The sequence below is a fragment of the Vagococcus fluvialis bH819 genome, from assembly GCF_900163795.1.
Taxonomy (GTDB): domain Bacteria; phylum Bacillota; class Bacilli; order Lactobacillales; family Vagococcaceae; genus Vagococcus; species Vagococcus fluvialis_A.
Window position 1 is genome coordinate 181,316 of the sequence record NZ_FWFD01000013.1, and the last position, 16,587, is coordinate 197,902.

Genomic DNA, 16,587 nt, shown 5'->3' on the forward strand with positions numbered 1-16,587 from the left:
CAACTTCTTTTTACTAAAAAAGATTTCTGACAAAGGATACTATACAAAAAAAACAAACTATCGTTCTGATTGAATGATGGTTTGTTTTTTTATATAAAAATTAAGAAGGAGAGAAAAAATGAACCAAAAAACAAAAGAAATAACACTAGTAGCTTTAATGATAGCCCTGAGTGTATTAGGCGCTAACATCAAACTGTTAGGATCAATTGCATTAGACTCGTTTCCAGCATTTATTTCAACAATTATTCTAGGTCCAGGTGTCGGTATATTAGTTGCATTTTTTGGTCACATGGTTTCAGCAATGTTATCTGGCTTTCCTAATACATTGCCTATCCATTTGATGATAGCAACCTTGATGATGGTTTGTGTATTTGTATACGGTTTCATAAGACGGAAATATAATAAATACCCTGTACTATCAAAAATTATTTCAATAGTTGTGGCATTTATAATTAACGTTCCTTTAGATTTGCTTTTATTGTATCCATTCTTGGGAGATGTTGTTTTTGTTTTATTTGTCCCATTAACTATAGCAACATTGGCTAATTTATTCTTAACAGAAGTAGTATACGCTTGTTTACCTTCAAAAATAAAAAATTATTCTAAAATTCAACAGGATATGAAAGGACACTAAAAATGGTAGGAACTCATGGTGGGAATATTAAAGAGTTAACAGAGTTGTACCAGTTATCAGAAAAAAAGATAGTTGATTTTAGTGCCAATATTAATCCATTGGGAGTCTCTAAACGTCTCAAAGCAGAGCTTTACAATAATTTTGACCAAATTCTTCATTATCCTGATTTAAGATATAAAAATTTAAAGCACGACATAGCAAACTATCATAAATTAAATGAGAACTATGTCTTTTTGGGAAATGGTGCAGCAGAAGTGATTTATGGATTAGCTAGCGTATTAGAAGTGGAAAAGTTATTAGTGTTAGCTCCCACATTCTCTGAATACGAAGACGCTTTTGCTCATAAATTAACAGGTATTTATTACTTTGAAATAGAATCTTCAGCTTTTGAAGTAAATATCAATGAATTAATATTAGCTGTGGAAAAAAATAATGTGGACACCATTTGTTTGTGTAACCCTAATAATCCTACAGGAAAAATAGTGAAAAAAAATGAAATGAAGCAGTTATTAGCTTATTGTCAAGCAAAAAAAATTCGTTTAATTGTTGATGAAGCTTTCATGGACTTTTTACCTCAAGAGGAGTCTTTGGATACGGAAATAGTAGCTAATAAAAATTTATTTATTGTTCGGTCATTGACTAAAATATTTGCTATTCCAGGCTTAAGACTAGGTTACTTGTTAACAAGCAATCAAGAAGTAATGCTAGAGCTCAATAAGAGAGCTGTTCCTTGGAGAATAAATTGCTTTGCTGAAATAGCGGGGAAAGTATCCTTGCAAGATTCGGAATATTTAACTGAGAGTATTGCTAATATTGAAATAGAACGAATCTTTCTAGAAAAGAAGCTAAATGAAATTTCAGCATTAAAATTATTTAGCAGTACTGTTAATTTTATTTTTTTTAGTTGTTCAAGTCCTAAAAATATTCAAAAAGAGTTATTAGAAAAAGGGATTCTAATCCGAGATTGTTCTAATTATAAAGGTTTATCTGGGAATTATTACCGAATTGCGGTCAGAAGCCATACTGAAAATGAAATGTTAATAAAAGTATTCGAGGAGTATTTTAATGGAGGAAATTACAGTTAGTTGTCCTGGTAGTTGTGGTGAGCTGATTCAAGGATATGTAAATGACATACCCTATCTAGTTAGTTGTGGCATTCGGTTGTTTTCCTATGTGACTGTTCAACCTTATTCAAGTAAAAAAAAACTAGTCGGTCAAAAAGCAAGACGTGCCATAAAATTAGTTGAAGATTATTTAAATATTCCAAATGAGTATCGAAATATGTTGGAAATAGATATACAGTCTGAATTGTCTTTGTCAAAAGGAATGGCGAGTAGTACAGCTGATGTAGCGGCAACTATATACGGGATAGCTTTATATTATGGTAAAAATCTCACTGAAAAAGAAATCGCTTTCCTATGTGTTCAAATTGAGCCGACAGATAGTGTGTTTTTTAACTCAATGACTGAATTTGATTTAAAATCAGCAACGGTTGCAAAAAAATCTTTTTGGTATCCTCATTTTTTTGTTCTAATGTTAGAACCAGAAACTAATATAGAAACGCAAAAATATCATACAAAAGAAAATGAAACGTTAGCTAAAGAACAAGCGGGCTTATTTAAAGGAGTATACGAAGAGTATAGTCATGCAGTTAGTGAAAAAAATTTGGATAAATTAGGGGAAGCGGCAACTAAAAGTGCTTGTCTAAGTCAAAAAATATTACCAAAAGTTCATTTTGAAGAAATACTTCTATTAAAGGAAAATCATCAATCAATATTTGGCGTCAATGTTGCCCACAGTGGAACTGTAATAGGTATTCTATTGAAAAATTTAACAGAAGTAAAAGAGATTCAAAAAAAAGTTTCTAAGTTGGACGTTAATGATTTTTATAAAAAATCAGGAGTCTATCAATCTTATTTTGAAGGATTAAAGCAAGTAGTAGGCGAGGGATAAAAAATGAAAAAAATGATGATTAGTGCAGCTTCTAGTGGATCTGGGAAAACGACAGTTACGTTAGGATTATTAGAAGTTTTAAAGCGAAAAAAAATAGTTGTCCAGCCATTTAAAGTCGGACCTGATTATGTGGATACCAAATATCATAGTCGAATTACTCAAAAAACATCAAGGAACTTGGATTCTTTTTTAGTCCCAAATCAAGAAACTATCCAATATTTATTTAATAAGAATGCTATTAATTCTGATATAGCAATTATTGAAGGTGTTATGGGGTTATTTGACGGTTTTGGAATAGATAAAGATTCTTGCTCAAGTTCAGCTATGGCTAAACAATTAAATTGTCCTGTATTACTTGTTGTAGATGGAAAGTCAGCTTCTACTTCAATTGCGGCTATTGTTAAGGGATTTGCAGAATTTGATACTGATTTAACCATTCAAGGTGTCATTATTAATAACATTGCTTCTGACAATCACTTTAATCTTGTAAGGGGAGCAATAGAGAAGTATACGAATACAACTGTATATGGTTATTTAGGTAAAAATCCAGCTTTTTCTTTGCCGTCTAGGCAGTTAGGTTTAGTACCAGATAATGAAATTGATAATGTAATGGAGATTATCAGTTTAATCGCTGATAGCTTAGAGAAAACCGTTGATATTGATCGCTTACTTTCAGATTTGAAAGATGAGGCCTTAAATCAATCAGAACTAGCTTTCATAGCGTCACCAACATACAGAAATGTAAAAATTGCGATTGCTAAAGATGCTGCTTTTCATTTTTATTATCCAGATAACATAGAATTATTAGAGGCCTTAGGAGCTAAAATTATCGAATTTAGTCCGATGACGGACACCTCACTGCCAGAAGCTGATTTGTATTATTTTGGTGGAGGTTATCCGGAAGAATTTGCTGTGGAATTGTCTGGAAATCAAGAGATGTTGGCTTCTGTTTTATCAGCGCATAAAAAAAGAAAGCATATTCTTGCTGAATGTGGCGGCTTAATGTATCTGGGTTCTTCGTTAAAGATAGCAGATGAAGTATTTCCGATGGTTGGGATTTTTGAAGGTGAAAGCCACATGACTTCACGGTTGAAACGGTTTGGATATTGCTATGGCATTCTAAAAAAAGATAGCTTAATTGGTAAAGCCGGTACTAAAGTATTTGGGCACGAATTTCATCATTCGATTTTTGAGACGACAGAAAAAACGATGATGTTGATGGAAAAAAACAGAGATGGTGTTATTGTTTCAACTTGGGAGGGTGGTTACCAAAAGGAAAATACGTTTGCTAGTTATTTACATTTACATTTCTTTCAAAATGAGAATTTTATCCATCAATTAATGAGTAAATTAACCACACAGGAGGCTAAGGGATGACGATCACTTTGTTATTTTCGGCATTTATTTTGGATTTAATATTAGGCGATCCTTATACTTGGCCCCATCCTGTGAAAGTCATCGGAAACTATATTAGTTTTTTTCAAAAACATCTCATAAAGCCTTTATTTTCTATCAAAATGAACTATTTTATGGGAGGGATTTTATGGCTCAGCACCGTGATAATATCTTATGTGTTTACTTGGTTAATACTTTTTATAGCATTTAGAATTAATAATTATCTAGGATATGCAGTTTTCATTTATTTAGCTTATACGACATTAGCAACAAAAAGCTTAGCCAAAGAAGGTAAAAAAATAGCAGAAATACTGGAAACTGGAACAATAGAGGAAGCAAGGCAGCAAGTCGCGATGATTGTTGGAAGGGATACAAGCCAACTAACAAAAGAAGAGATTACAAAAGCGACAGTGGAAACAATAGCTGAAAATACCTCTGATGGTGTTATTGCTCCGATGATTTACTTGTTTATTGGCGGACCACCCCTTGCTATGGCATATAAAGCAGTTAATACTCTGGATTCAATGGTTGGTTACTTGACACCTAAATATAAAGAAATTGGTTATGTTTCAGCCAAAATGGATGATTTATGGAATTTGATTCCTGCCAGAATTAGTTTTTTGCTTTTGTGTTTAAGCAGTCTCTTACTTAATATGAATCCTAAAAATACATTTAAAATTGGCATTAGAGATCGTAAAAATCACAAAAGTCCTAATGGTGGCTACTTAGAAGCCCCATCATCTGGAGCTTTAGGAATTCAGCTTGGGGGAAGTCATAGCTATCACGGTGTTGAAATTTATAAACCAACAATCGGAGATTCACTTAAAGTGGCAGATAGTCGTGATATTTTAAAGATGAACTCACTATTATATTGTTCTTCTTGTCTAGGTCTGATTTTATTTTCAATCATTTTATTTATGATTCAATAATATAAAAAAACAAAAAAGGAATGTGAAGCCATGATGAATTATATGAAAGATCCAAAAGGAATTGAAGTTGAAAGCTTTGTTATTATTCAAGATACGATTGATGAGATTAATCCAGGATATCAATTTAATAATAAAATGGAAGAAATGATTATTAAGCGAGCAATTCATACGAGTGCGGATTTTGATTATCTAGAAAATTTACAATTTACTCATGATGTTGTTGAAAAAATGAAAGAATTTTTTATACAAGGTAATGGAACTATTTATACGGATACAACCATGGCGTTGAGCGGAATTAACAAACGTGTTTTAGATAAACTAAATATTTCTTATAAATGTTTTATTTCTGATCCTGAAATCGTAAAAATTGCAAAAGAAAAACAAATAACTCGCTCAATGGCAGCTATTGAACATGCTAGTACACTTAGCGGGGATAAAATTTTTGTTATCGGTAATGCACCAACTGCTATTTATAAAATTTTAGAAATGGTTCATTCGAAAGATCTAAATGTTAAAGCAGTTGTTGGTGCACCAGTTGGTTTTGTAGGAGCTGCAGAATCTAAAGAAGCTTTATTTGAGAGTGATATTCCAGCAATCGTTGCTAGAGGCCGAAAAGGTGGGAGTAATGTAGCTGCTGCAATTATTAATGCTATTATTTATCAATTGGACGTGGAATAAACATGGAAGAATTTGTTTATGTTAATGGAAAAAAGTTGAAAAAAGGTTACACAACAGGTTCTTGTGCAACAGCGGCTTCAGTTGCAGCTGCTCATCTTTTATTAAACTCTGAAGAGTGTGAAGAAGTAGTGGTTATATCTCCAGTGGATAAAGAAATACGAATTCCAATTGTTTCCTTAAAAAGAACGGATGAAAAGACAGTAATCGCCGCAGTGAGAAAAAATGGTGGTGATGATGCTGATGCTACTCATGGTATGTTGATCTATTCTAAAGTTATTTTGCGAGAAGATTCTGAAATAATCATAGAAGGTGGGGAAGGTATAGGCCGAGTGACTCAAGAAGGACTCCTTGTTCCGATTGGGCAACCGGCAATTAACCCTAAGCCAAGAAAAATGATTCAAGATAATGTGAGGAAAATAATCGGTGATAATCAGGGAGCTGATATTCAGATTTTTGCACCTGAAGGGTATGAAATAGCCAAACAAACAATGAATCGTAACTTAGGAATTATTGGTGGAATTTCAATATTAGGAACAACTGGAATTGTAACACCTATGTCAGAAGACAGTTGGAAGGCAGCCATTTCGATTGAACTTGAGATGAAGAAGAAACAAGGTTTTGAGAGAATTATTTTAAGTCCGGGAAACTACGGGGAAGATTTTGCGGTTAATAAAATGATGCTTGATGAAAATAAGATTGTCTCTATGAGTAATTTTGTTGGATATGTTTTAAAAGAAGTTCAGCGAATCGGTTTTAAAGAAGTCTTGATGATTGGCCATTTAGGTAAGTTAATCAAAGTTTCTGCGGGAATTTTTTCTACGCATAGTAAGGATGCGGATGCTAGAGCTGAAATATTAGTAGCCAATTTAGCTTTAATGGGGATGTCAGTACCAGATTTAGAAAGGATTTCTAATTGCCTCACAACAGAGGCTGCTGGTGATATTATTAGTGAAACGGGTTACGAAGGTGTGTATAAAATTATTGCCGATAAAATTAAGTTTCGTAGTGAAAAATTATTGAAATTTAGAGAGCCAAAAGTGAAAGTTGATGTCGTTATTTTTTCATCTAAAACGGGATTACTATCTTCTACAAAACCAATTAAAGAATTAATGGAGGAATGGCAATGATAACAGTTACTGGTATTGGTCCAGGGGAAGTTTCTCTTTTATTGAATCGAGTGTTAGATGAAATTGAACAATCGGATATCGTCATTGGAAGTAGTAGACAATTAGATGTTGTTCCAGTTACGTTCACTGGAGTAAAAAAAGAATTACCTAAAAAGCTACTAGAGCTAGAAGTATTTTTACAAAAGGAAAAAGATAAAAAAGTTGTTATTTTAGCATCGGGTGAACCATTACTTTATGGAATAGGTAACTGGATGATGACAAAGTTTGAAGCAAAAGATATCCAAATCATACCAGGTATTAGTTCTATGCAATATATGTTCAGTCAATTGAAATTATCAATGAACGATACTTACTTTACGAGTAGTCATGGTAAAGAACCAAATTATGATTTGATTTTCTCTTTATCAAAAGTAGCACTTGTGACTGACGAAAAAACTGGACCCTATCAGTTGGCAGAAGAAATTCGTCGTCGAGGTTTAAAACGAACTATTTTTATTGGTGAAAATTTAAGCTATCCAAATGAAAATATTAGAAAATTTGATGAATCAAATGTCCCAAATGAAGTATTTAATATGAATGTGGTGGTGTTGTTAGATGAAGGATAGTTTATTCGTAAGGTCAAAAGTCCCGATGACCAAAGAAGAAATTAGAACAATTAGTTTGGCAAAATTAAATTTAAAACATGCAAAACGCTTTTTAGATGTAGGAGCTGGTACTGGTAGTATCTCAATTGAAGCATGTGTCGAGTATCCTAATTTAGAAGTGACAGCTATTGAAACAAAGGACGTAGCTGTTGATTTAATTCTAGAAAATAAAGAAAAATTCGGTGTTGAGAATTTAGAAGTCATACAAGGAAAAGCGCCAATTGAGTTAGAAAAAAAATTTGACAGTATTTTTGTTGGAGGCAGTGGGGGCAATTTAGAAGATATTTTAAATTGGAGTTTTGAACATTTGAATCCAGGCGGCTCTTTAGTTTTGAATTTTATTTTACTAGAAAATGCTACAGTCGCATTTAAATGGCTTGAAGAACAAAATATGGCTTATGATACGGTTCAAATTCAAGTAGGTAATGGAACAAAACTGGGATCAGGACATTATTTTAAACCACTGAATCCAGTGATTATTATTGAAACAAAGAAAGAGGGAAAATAAATGGTAAAAGTACATTTTGTTGGGGCAGGACCTGGAGCAACAGATTTAATCACATTAAAAGGCTATCGCTTATTACAAGAAGCGGGGATGGTAATTTATGCAGGTTCATTAGTTAATCCTGAATTATTAACTTATTGTAGCGAAGATTGTGAAATTTTAGATAGTGCATCCATGACTTTAAAAGAAATTATTGACGCGATGGAACGTGGAATTAAATCAGATAAAGAAGTTGTTCGCTTGCAAACAGGAGATTTTTCAATTTATGGTTCAATTAGAGAACAGATTGAAGAGATGAATAAACGTGATCTTCCCTTTACCTGTACACCAGGAGTTAGCTCATTTCTTGGAGCGGCATCTAGTCTAGGGGCAGAATATACAGTCCCTGAGGTTTCTCAAAGCGTGATTATTACACGGATGGCAGGTAGAACGCCAGTCCCAGATCGAGAAAGTATTCGTTCATATGCACAACATAGAACATCTATGGTTATTTTCTTATCTGTTCAATCAGTGGATCAAGTAGTAGCTGAATTAGTGGCAGGCGGTTATCCAGAAACGACTCCAACAGCCGTTATTTACAAAGCAACATGGCCAGAAGAGAAAAAAGTAGTGGGAACATTAGCTGATATTGCTGATAAAGTAATTGAAGCAGAAATTACTAAAACGGCTTTAATTATGGTAGGCGACTTTTTAGGGGAAGAATTTTATTATTCAAAACTTTATGCAGCAGAATTTCAGCATGAATATCGTGATGCTAAATAATGACTGGTAGCATCGCTATTTTGACCTTAACAAAGACAAGTTATCAATTAGGAAAAAAACTAAAAAAGTGCTTAGCAGAGAATGAAGTAGAAGTAGTCCATTTATATGGTTTGGAAAAGTATGTGGAAGAGAAAAAAGAAGAGTACCAAAATCATCAATTTAAAAGTGGTTTTTCTGAAATTTTCAATTCTTATGATCATTTGGTTTGTATTATGGCGACAGGTATTGTTGTTAGGCATCTGGCACCCTTAATTCAGGATAAACAAAAAGATCCTGCTGTTATTGTTATGGATGAAAAAAGTCAATTTGTGATTAGTTTATTATCTGGACATGTTGGTGGAGGCAATGCCTTAACAAGAGAAATTGCAGAATTAATGGAAGCTCAAGCGGTCATCACGACTGCAACTGATGTTCAAAATGTAACAGCGATTGATAGTTTAAGCCAGTCGATCAATGGTTGGTATCCTGATTTTAAAGAGACGACAAAAAAAATGAATAGTTTGTTAGCTGCGCACAAAAAGGTAGCTCTTCTAGATGAAGAAAATATTGTTTCTGATACAAGAGGATTAACAGTGATTAATAATTTAGCTAATGATGTTATTAAGCAATATGAGGCAACTATAGTAGTCTCTTTCAGACAGTTAGCAAATTTACCAAGGGCTTGTTATCAAGTAGTACCAAGGCAATTTGTTTTAGGGATGGGTGCTAAGAAAAATACTCCCTTATCAGTTATTGAAAAGGAATTTGAAATATTTTGCGGATTGCATGATATTCATTCTAGAAGTATAAAAAAAATTGTCAGTATTGATTTGAAAAAAGAAGAACCTGGCATTATTGCATTTGCTAATCAGTTAGAAGTGCCATTTGAAACATTTAAAAAAGAAGAATTAGAAGCCTCGTCATTGAAATATCCACAATCAGATTTTGTTAAATCAATTGTTGGCATTGGAAATGTAGCTTTATCTGCAGCAGATTTTGCTACCAATGGCAAAGTAATGACTGATCGATATGGACATAATGGCGTGACATTCGCATTAGGAAAGGATTGAAAATATGTTATATGTTGTAGGATTAGGGCCCGGAGGAAGTGAACAACTATCATTTGAGGCAAAAGAAGCGATTTTAAATTCAGACGTTATTGTTGGTTATGTGACGTATATGAAACTAGTCAAAGATTTAGTTAAAGGTAAGGAGCTTGTACACAACGGTATGCGTCAAGAAGTTGAACGCTGCCAAAAAGCAATCGATATTGCGATTGATGGAAAAGATGTTGCGGTTATTTCCAGTGGGGATGCAGGCGTTTATGGCATGGCAGGACTTATTTTAGAATTAATTCATACCCAAAAGATTGATATTCCAGTAAAAGTCATTCCTGGAATTACTGCTAGTATCGGTGGAGCTGCGCTTTTAGGAGCACCATTGATGAATGATTTTTGTCATATTAGTTTAAGTGATTTGATGACACCGTGGGAAATGATTGAAAAAAGACTTCATGCAGCTTCGGATGCTGATTTTGTTATTTGCTTGTACAATCCAAGAAGTAAAGGTCGTCCGCATCACCTGAAAACATCACTTGATATTATGAAACAGTACAAAGGTGAAGATACGGTTGTTGGAATTGCTAAAGATGTCGGTCGTGCAAAAGAGGAAATTATTTTAACAACAATTAAAGATTTAGATGAAAATTTAGTTGATATGACAACTGTTGTTATCGTTGGGAATAAAGAAACATATGTATCGAATGGCCGAATGGTCACACCTAGAGGCTATACTCTATGATTCTTGTGCTAGGCGGCACGTCAGATAGTTTGAGAATAGCCGAAACACTTGAAAAAAAAGGCTATGACATTTGTTTTTCAGTTGTCACAGATTACGGAGAACAACTAGCTGAAAAAAAAGTTGCTAAAATAGTCAAAGGTCGTATGGATCAAGAGCAGATGGAGAAATTTGTTCTTGAACATAATGTTTCCCTTATCTTAGATGGGACTCATCCCTTTGCAGCTATTGTTTCAAAAACAGCCATTGAGGTATCTAAAAATAGCACAACAGATTATATTCGTTATGAGCGCCCAAGAGTTGATTTGAAAGAGGCAGTTAAAGTAAGTAGCAATTTAGAAGCTTGTCAATGGGTATCAGAACATGTATCAGGCATGATTTATCTAACAACTGGCAGTAAAACGTTAAGCTTTTTTAGAGATAATTTACCGCTAGAAAACATAGTTGCACGTGTATTACCAACAGCTGAAGTTTTAACTGAGACTGAAAAATTAGGCTTTCAAGCACATCAAATTGAGGGAATTAAGGGTCCTTTTTCTGTAGACATGAATAAAGAGTTATTACTTAAAAATGATGCTAAAGTTATGATTACTAAAGAGAGCGGCTTGGCGGGTGGTATCTTAGAAAAAATGGAAGCCTGTCGTCAGTTAGACATCCCATGTGTGGTTATTGCTAGAGAAGATATTACTTATCCAAAGTTATTCAATGAAACAGCAGAACTTTATAAAAGTTTGGAGGAATATAAGTGAGAGGACAGATAACACTTATCGGAGCTGGACCTGGTGAGCCCGAACTATTGACAGTTAAAGCAGTTAGAAAATTACAAGAAGCTGATGCTGTATTTTATGATCGTTTAATTAATCAAGATTTACTTAATTATTGTTCTAATGAATGTGAAATGATCGATGTGGGAAAAAAACCAAAACAACATAAAGTGCCTCAATCAGAAATTGAAAATTTGATTATTGAAAAAGCTAAAGAAGGTAAGAGAGTTGTTCGCTTAAAAAGTGGTGATCCTTATGTTTTTGGTCGCGGTGGTGAAGAAGGTCGCAAAATAAAAGAAAATGACCTAGAGTTTGAAGTTATTCCCGGAATAACTTCTGCTATTGGTGGATTAGCTTATGCGGGAATCCCGATTACTCACCGTGATTTTGCTTCAAGTTTTCATGTTATAACGGGTCATTTAAAGACTGAAGACAACCAATTGGATTGGGAAAATTTAGCTAAAACGGAAGGTACTTTAGTTTTTTTAATGGGTATGTCTGAATTGGAAACAATTACTAGTCAATTAATGAAACATAAAAAATCAGTTGAAACACCAGTTGCTATTGTTCGTTGGGCAACTAGAAAAGAACAAAAAACTGTGACTGGTACGTTAGAAACTATCTGTGATATTGCAGAAAAAGCTAAAATGACCTCGCCAAGTTTAATCGTCATGGGGGACGTTGTAACACAAAGAGAACACTTAAATTTCTATGAAAATCGTCCGCTGTTTGGAAAACGTGTCATGATTCCTTATACAGAAAAAAAGGGTATGACACATCATTTAATTGATGCTGGAGCATCTGTTTTAGAATTACCCAAATTAACAAAAAAAATAACTAAAAAAACCTTAAAATTAAAAAATACTCAAAAAATTGTGTTTTTGGATGCTGAGAGTGTGACCCATTTTATAGAAGAAATAAAAAGTAATAAACAAGACATACGTCACTTTCAACTTGTTGATTTTGTCACAATAGGACATCATACAGAACTTGCTCTTAATAATTTAGGGATTTTACCTAGTGAGACTTACGCAACTGTTTCAGATTACGATTTAACTCAAAAAGAATTGAATAATGTGCTATTTATTGGTGAAAAGAGTTACGTAGATCAGCTGAAAGAGCAGAATGATAGGATTCATTCTTGGACTCCTTATGAAACATATAGTAAAAAAATAGAAAATGCAGCCTTAGAAGAAGTTGATTATCTTTATTTACCAAGTTCGAAAGCAGCTTATTATTTTATAAAAGATTTAACAGATGAACAATTAGAAAGATTAAAAACTAAAAAAATTATGGTTATGGGTGAAGTAACGAAAAAAGTTTTTACAACAAAAAACATTCCAGTCATTCAATCTGAAAAGCCAAGTTTTGAAAGTGTACTAACAAAAATGATCGAGGAGGATATGTAATGAAAAAAGCACTAATTATTGTGAGTTTTGGTACGAGTTATAAAGAAACAAGAGAAAAAACTATTGAGGCTGTAGAAAAAAGAATGACTGAAAATTTTCCAGAATGTGATGTTTATAGAGCCTTTACTTCAAACATGGTAATTAAAAAAATTAAAGAAAAAGAAGGTATTAAAGTTCCGACTGTTAATCAATTGATGTTGGAACTAAAAGAAAAAGGGTATAAGGAAGTTTATGTTCAACCACTTCATGTAATTAATGGCAATGAATATTCAAAAGCTGCCCATCAAGCACATCATTTTAAAAAGGATTTTGATGTTATCAAGGTAGGCAAACCACTAATGACAGAATTTGAAGACTATGAAGAAATTGTTGAATGGTTGAAAGATTTAGCACAACCTTTAGAAAAAAATGAAGGTGTTGTATTAATGGGGCACGGGACACAACATGCTGCATTCACAGCATATGCTTGCTTAGATCATATGTTAAATAAAGAGCCAATTTTTATTTGTGCAGTAGAAAGTTACCCTTCAGTAGAGACCGTTGTGGAAAAATTAAAGGAACGAAATATTGAAAAAGTTTATTTACATCCATTTATGTTAGTTGCTGGAGATCATGCAACGAATGATATGGCATCTGATGAAGAAGATTCATGGAAATCTCAATTAACAAAAGCAGGATTTATAGTTGAGCCAATTTTAAAAGGAATGGGAGAATACCCTAAAATTCAAAATTTATTCTTATCACATGCTGAAAAAGTAGTAGAAAGAGGCGAGTAGATGGCAAAATTTTACGGGATTGGAACTGGACCAGGTGACTCTGATTTATTAACGATTAGAGGGAAAAAAGTATTAGAAAAGATTGATTATTTGTATACTCCAGAACCTAAGAAAAAAGGAAAAAGTTTGGCATTATCAATTGTATCACCTTACCTTCCAGAAACTCTGGAAATCAAGCAACGTCATTTTCCAATGGTGACTGATTTATCTGTAAAAGAAGAAGCTTGGGATTTAGTGGCTCAAGAGATTTTAGAAGATGTTAGATCTGGCAAAAATGTCGGTTTTGTAACTTTAGGTGATCCTATGGTTTACAGTACTTATAGTTATTTACTTGAGCGTTTATCAGATGTAATAGAAACTGAAACAATACCTGGAATATCATCATTTTCTAGCATGTCTAATATTCTTCAAATTCCTCTTGTAATGGATGAAGAAACCTATTCAGTTGTCCCAGCAACAGCGAATGAAGAGGTTATCAAGACTGCTTTAGAAACATTTTCAACTGTTATTATTATGAAGGTTTCAGTAGAATTACCTAAAATTAAAAGAATGCTTGAAGAACAAGATTTGTTAGATTCTGCTGTTTTAATTAGTAATGCTTCTATGGAAAATGAGGTAATTATGATGGGACTAGAGTCTTTAGATGAAACAAAAAGGATATCTTATTTTTCAACAATCATTGTTTATAAAACCAGAAAAATATAAAGGAGAATAAAGAAAATGAAAAAAATATTGAAAAAACTAGGATTAGGAATTGCTCTTGTGGGTATTTTAATGACAATTTTACCTCAAGAAGCACATGCAATGCATATTATGGAAGGCTTTTTACCAGTTGGTTGGAGTATTTTTTGGTACGTTGCTTTTGCTCCATTTTTTATTTATGGTTTAATGCAAATGAAGAAAATTGTTGAAGCAGACAAACAAAATAAAATTTTATTAGCTTTAAGTGGTGCACTTATTTTTGTTTTATCAGCATTAAAAATTCCGTCAGTAACGGGTTCTACGTCTCATCCAACAGGTGTTGGTTTAGGAACTGCCATTTTTGGGCCAGCAGTTATCAGTGTTTTAGGAACTATTTGTTTATTATTTCAAGCATTATTTTTAGCACACGGTGGTATTACAACTTTAGGAGCTAATGCTTTTTCAATGGCGGTTGTTGGTCCATTTGTAGGATATGGTGTTTATAAATTATGTACAAAAATGAAACTTAACACATCTATTAGTTTATTCGCTTGTGCTTTTCTAGCAGATATCGCGACTTACTTAATGACATCTATTCAATTAGGTATAGTTTTCCCTGATCCTAGTACTGGTATTATGGGTGCTATTGTTAAATTTATGGGTGTCTTCTTATTCACACAAATCCCAATTGGAATTGCAGAAGGTTTATTAACAGTTGTTGTGTACAATTTATTATCATCTAGCTTGAAAGAACAAGGAGGTATCTTACGATGAAAAAAGGGAATAAAACAAAAGTTAATCTTATTATGGTAGTAGCAATTGTTGTATTGGTTATTAGTGCATTATTATTACAACCAAAAGGCGAATTTGAAGGGTCAGATGGCGCAGCAGAAGCCATGATCACTGAAATTAAACCTGACTATGAACCTTGGTTCGAGCCATTAATTGAACCAAAAAGTGGTGAAATTGAAAGTTTATTATTTACATTACAAGGAAGTATCGGAGCAGCTATTATCGCTTATGTTATAGGTTTCAATAAAGGCAAGAATAAACATGTTATTGATTGATAAAATCGCTTATGAAAGTCGATTAAAAAGTGTCTCTCCTATTTTAAAAACAATCGGTTACCTTTTCTTACTTGTTTATATGTTTGCGTCATCACCGGTATTTCAAGGAATTGGCATTATTGTTTTAGGAGCTATTACCATTTACACTTCACGAATTTCAGTTGTCAGATACATTAAGTGGTTGTTAGTGCCATTGCCATTTTTATTGATTAGTTTTATTACTATTATTTTGACGATTTCTACTTCTCAAAGTGAGTTGATTTTTTCAACTCATCTTTTTGGGAGGTATATAGGAACAACGTCATCGTCTTTACTAATGGGATATCAATTATTTTTTAGGTCATTAGGCTGTTTAGTGTGTACTTATTTTTATGCGATGAGTGTGCCTTTTAATCAAATTTTATATGTCTTAAATAGATGTCATTTACCGAGCTATTTAATTGAAATTACGATGTTAATGTATCGTTTTATTTTTATTTTAATTGACGAAATGTTGTTAATTCATCAATCTCAAAGTATGCGTTTTGGCTATCAAACAATCAGAACAAGCTATCATTCATTAGGACTGTTATTAAGAGTTCTATTTATCCAAAGTATGGCAAGGTACAACAAAATGATGATTGCCTTAGAGATGAAATTTTTTAACGGTGATTTTCCCTTGAATTGAAAGAAGGTTTAAAAATGTTAAGAATTGAAAATGTTTGTGTTTCTTATGATAAAAAGAATCAAATTTTAAATGATATTTGTATGGATTTTAAAGAAAATACACCGATTGGTATTATTGGTGCAAATGGTTCTGGAAAATCAACCTTATTTCAAACAATAGTTGGATTATTAAAGCCAACAAAGGGAAATATTTATTTCTACGATCAAAAGTTGTCATATAAAAAAAAACAATTAACAGAATTTAGAAAAAAAGTTGGCATTGTATTTCAAGAACCAGAACAGCAAATGTTTTATTCAATCGTGGAGGATGATGTAGCATTTGCATTAAAGAACTTAGGAGTTTCAGAAAGTGAAATTGTTAAGAGAATGAATAAAGCATTTGATTTGTTAGAGATTCAACATCTTAGAGAAAAGCCGATTCAGTATCTAAGTTATGGTCAAAAAAAGCGCGTAGCAATTGCTAGTGTGATTGTTTTAGAAACAGAGTGGTTATTATTAGATGAACCAACAGCAGGTTTAGATCCAGCTGGTCGAGGACATATGATTGAAATTATAAAGCGACTGATTTTAGAAAATAAAAAAGTGGTTTTATCAAGCCATGATATGGATTTAATGTATGAGGTTTGTCGCTATTTTTACGTTCTTAAAGAAGGATCGGTGATTCTTGAAGGAGAAAAAGAAGCTATTTTTCTAGATCGAGATCTCTTATTGGATGCAAAGCTGGAACAACCTTGGTTAGTAAAGATGCATCAACAATTAGAAATACCTTTATATCCAGATGAAGAAACGTTTTATAAAAATACAAGAGTTAGGGGATAAGT

At 33.0% G+C, this 16,587-nt stretch carries 20 protein-coding genes; all 20 read left to right on the top strand.

What is annotated here, in order from left to right:
- Positions 1–118 precede the first annotated feature (118 nt).
- Genes FM121_RS09115 through FM121_RS09210 form a run of 20 tightly spaced genes read left to right on the top strand, consistent with a single transcriptional unit; the run spans position 119 to position 16,585 of the window.
- The gene (locus tag FM121_RS09115; RefSeq protein ID WP_086951843.1) at positions 119–634 is read left to right on the top strand and encodes an ECF transporter S component; all 516 of its coding nucleotides are present in this window, start codon (positions 119–121) and stop codon (positions 632–634) included.
- Positions 635–636: 2 nt separating this feature from the next.
- The gene (gene cobD / locus FM121_RS09120; RefSeq protein ID WP_086951844.1) at positions 637–1,719 is read left to right on the top strand and encodes a threonine-phosphate decarboxylase CobD; all 1,083 of its coding nucleotides are present in this window, start codon (positions 637–639) and stop codon (positions 1,717–1,719) included.
- Positions 1,700–2,587, top strand: a complete 888-nt coding sequence (locus FM121_RS09125; RefSeq protein WP_086951845.1) for a GHMP family kinase ATP-binding protein — start codon at positions 1,700–1,702, stop codon at positions 2,585–2,587. The genes cobD and FM121_RS09125 overlap by 20 nt, the downstream gene beginning before the upstream one ends.
- 3 nt (positions 2,588–2,590) lie before the next feature.
- The gene (locus FM121_RS09130) at positions 2,591–3,964 is read left to right on the top strand and encodes a cobyrinate a,c-diamide synthase (protein ID WP_086951846.1); all 1,374 of its coding nucleotides are present in this window, start codon (positions 2,591–2,593) and stop codon (positions 3,962–3,964) included.
- Entirely contained in the window at positions 3,961–4,911 is a 951-nt protein-coding gene (gene cbiB / locus FM121_RS09135; protein ID WP_086951847.1) for an adenosylcobinamide-phosphate synthase CbiB, read from the top strand. The genes FM121_RS09130 and cbiB overlap by 4 nt, the downstream gene beginning before the upstream one ends.
- A gap of 33 nt (positions 4,912–4,944) precedes the next feature.
- Positions 4,945–5,589 (top strand): cobalt-precorrin-8 methylmutase, encoded by a 645-nt coding sequence (locus FM121_RS09140; RefSeq protein WP_086951885.1) that lies wholly within the window; start codon positions 4,945–4,947, stop codon positions 5,587–5,589.
- Positions 5,590–5,591: 2 nt separating this feature from the next.
- On the top strand, positions 5,592–6,716 hold the full coding sequence (cbiD, locus tag FM121_RS09145) for a cobalt-precorrin-5B (C(1))-methyltransferase CbiD (protein WP_086951848.1): 1,125 nt from the start codon (positions 5,592–5,594) through the stop codon (positions 6,714–6,716).
- On the top strand, positions 6,713–7,321 hold the full coding sequence (locus FM121_RS09150; RefSeq protein WP_179203844.1) for a cobalt-precorrin-7 (C(5))-methyltransferase: 609 nt from the start codon (positions 6,713–6,715) through the stop codon (positions 7,319–7,321). The genes cbiD and FM121_RS09150 overlap by 4 nt, the downstream gene beginning before the upstream one ends.
- Complete coding sequence (locus tag FM121_RS09155; RefSeq protein ID WP_086951850.1) at positions 7,311–7,868, top strand: decarboxylating cobalt-precorrin-6B (C(15))-methyltransferase; 558 nt, start codon at positions 7,311–7,313, stop codon at positions 7,866–7,868. Before FM121_RS09150 ends, FM121_RS09155 begins: the two co-directional genes overlap by 11 nt.
- Positions 7,869–8,627: a cobalt-precorrin-4 methyltransferase gene (locus FM121_RS09160; RefSeq protein WP_086951851.1), complete on the top strand. Its 759-nt coding sequence runs from the start codon at positions 7,869–7,871 to the stop codon at positions 8,625–8,627.
- Positions 8,627–9,676 carry a cobalt-precorrin 5A hydrolase gene (locus FM121_RS09165; protein WP_086951852.1) on the top strand — a complete coding sequence of 350 codons (1,050 nt, stop codon included), beginning with the start codon at positions 8,627–8,629 and terminating at the stop codon, positions 9,674–9,676. Before FM121_RS09160 ends, FM121_RS09165 begins: the two co-directional genes overlap by 1 nt.
- 4 nt (positions 9,677–9,680) lie before the next feature.
- Positions 9,681–10,406 (top strand): precorrin-3B C(17)-methyltransferase, encoded by a 726-nt coding sequence (cobJ, locus tag FM121_RS09170; RefSeq protein WP_086951853.1) that lies wholly within the window; start codon positions 9,681–9,683, stop codon positions 10,404–10,406.
- Entirely contained in the window at positions 10,403–11,152 is a 750-nt protein-coding gene (cobK, locus tag FM121_RS09175) for a precorrin-6A reductase (RefSeq protein ID WP_086951854.1), read from the top strand. Before cobJ ends, cobK begins: the two co-directional genes overlap by 4 nt.
- The gene (cobA, locus tag FM121_RS09180; protein ID WP_086951855.1) at positions 11,149–12,576 is read left to right on the top strand and encodes a uroporphyrinogen-III C-methyltransferase; all 1,428 of its coding nucleotides are present in this window, start codon (positions 11,149–11,151) and stop codon (positions 12,574–12,576) included. Before cobK ends, cobA begins: the two co-directional genes overlap by 4 nt.
- Positions 12,576–13,352: a sirohydrochlorin cobaltochelatase gene (locus FM121_RS09185; RefSeq protein WP_086951856.1), complete on the top strand. Its 777-nt coding sequence runs from the start codon at positions 12,576–12,578 to the stop codon at positions 13,350–13,352. Before cobA ends, FM121_RS09185 begins: the two co-directional genes overlap by 1 nt.
- Complete coding sequence (locus FM121_RS09190; RefSeq protein WP_086951857.1) at positions 13,353–14,057, top strand: cobalt-factor II C(20)-methyltransferase; 705 nt, start codon at positions 13,353–13,355, stop codon at positions 14,055–14,057.
- A gap of 15 nt (positions 14,058–14,072) precedes the next feature.
- Positions 14,073–14,807: an energy-coupling factor ABC transporter permease gene (locus FM121_RS09195; RefSeq protein WP_086951858.1), complete on the top strand. Its 735-nt coding sequence runs from the start codon at positions 14,073–14,075 to the stop codon at positions 14,805–14,807.
- Positions 14,804–15,100, top strand: a complete 297-nt coding sequence (locus FM121_RS09200) for an energy-coupling factor ABC transporter substrate-binding protein (protein ID WP_086951859.1) — start codon at positions 14,804–14,806, stop codon at positions 15,098–15,100. The genes FM121_RS09195 and FM121_RS09200 overlap by 4 nt, the downstream gene beginning before the upstream one ends.
- The gene (cbiQ, locus tag FM121_RS09205) at positions 15,087–15,767 is read left to right on the top strand and encodes a cobalt ECF transporter T component CbiQ (protein WP_086951860.1); all 681 of its coding nucleotides are present in this window, start codon (positions 15,087–15,089) and stop codon (positions 15,765–15,767) included. The genes FM121_RS09200 and cbiQ overlap by 14 nt, the downstream gene beginning before the upstream one ends.
- A 14-nt stretch (positions 15,768–15,781) precedes the next feature.
- On the top strand, positions 15,782–16,585 hold the full coding sequence (locus tag FM121_RS09210) for an energy-coupling factor ABC transporter ATP-binding protein (RefSeq protein WP_086951861.1): 804 nt from the start codon (positions 15,782–15,784) through the stop codon (positions 16,583–16,585).
- Positions 16,586–16,587: the final 2 nt, after the last annotated feature.

Bases quoted from the DNA above. Each gene is read 5' to 3' on its own strand.
- cbiQ (WP_086951860.1), top strand. From the start codon at position 15,087: ATGTTATTGATTGATAAAATCGCTTATGAAAGTCGATTAAAAAGTGTC.
- cobJ (WP_086951853.1), top strand. From the start codon at position 9,681: ATGTTATATGTTGTAGGATTAGGGCCCGGAGGAAGTGAACAACTATCA.
- FM121_RS09200 (WP_086951859.1), top strand. From the start codon at position 14,804: ATGAAAAAAGGGAATAAAACAAAAGTTAATCTTATTATGGTAGTAGCA.
- FM121_RS09155 (WP_086951850.1), top strand. From the start codon at position 7,311: ATGAAGGATAGTTTATTCGTAAGGTCAAAAGTCCCGATGACCAAAGAA.
- FM121_RS09150 (WP_179203844.1), top strand. From the start codon at position 6,713: ATGATAACAGTTACTGGTATTGGTCCAGGGGAAGTTTCTCTTTTATTG.
- cbiD (WP_086951848.1), top strand. From the start codon at position 5,592: ATGGAAGAATTTGTTTATGTTAATGGAAAAAAGTTGAAAAAAGGTTAC.
- FM121_RS09210 (WP_086951861.1), top strand. From the start codon at position 15,782: ATGTTAAGAATTGAAAATGTTTGTGTTTCTTATGATAAAAAGAATCAA.
- cobK (WP_086951854.1), top strand. From the start codon at position 10,403: ATGATTCTTGTGCTAGGCGGCACGTCAGATAGTTTGAGAATAGCCGAA.
- FM121_RS09115 (WP_086951843.1), top strand. From the start codon at position 119: ATGAACCAAAAAACAAAAGAAATAACACTAGTAGCTTTAATGATAGCC.
- FM121_RS09190 (WP_086951857.1), top strand. From the start codon at position 13,353: ATGGCAAAATTTTACGGGATTGGAACTGGACCAGGTGACTCTGATTTA.
- cobD (WP_086951844.1), top strand. From the start codon at position 637: ATGGTAGGAACTCATGGTGGGAATATTAAAGAGTTAACAGAGTTGTAC.
- FM121_RS09125 (WP_086951845.1), top strand. From the start codon at position 1,700: ATGGAGGAAATTACAGTTAGTTGTCCTGGTAGTTGTGGTGAGCTGATT.
- FM121_RS09195 (WP_086951858.1), top strand. From the start codon at position 14,073: ATGAAAAAAATATTGAAAAAACTAGGATTAGGAATTGCTCTTGTGGGT.
- FM121_RS09130 (WP_086951846.1), top strand. From the start codon at position 2,591: ATGAAAAAAATGATGATTAGTGCAGCTTCTAGTGGATCTGGGAAAACG.
- FM121_RS09165 (WP_086951852.1), top strand. From the start codon at position 8,627: ATGACTGGTAGCATCGCTATTTTGACCTTAACAAAGACAAGTTATCAA.
- FM121_RS09140 (WP_086951885.1), top strand. From the start codon at position 4,945: ATGAATTATATGAAAGATCCAAAAGGAATTGAAGTTGAAAGCTTTGTT.
- cbiB (WP_086951847.1), top strand. From the start codon at position 3,961: ATGACGATCACTTTGTTATTTTCGGCATTTATTTTGGATTTAATATTA.
- FM121_RS09185 (WP_086951856.1), top strand. From the start codon at position 12,576: ATGAAAAAAGCACTAATTATTGTGAGTTTTGGTACGAGTTATAAAGAA.
- FM121_RS09160 (WP_086951851.1), top strand. From the start codon at position 7,869: ATGGTAAAAGTACATTTTGTTGGGGCAGGACCTGGAGCAACAGATTTA.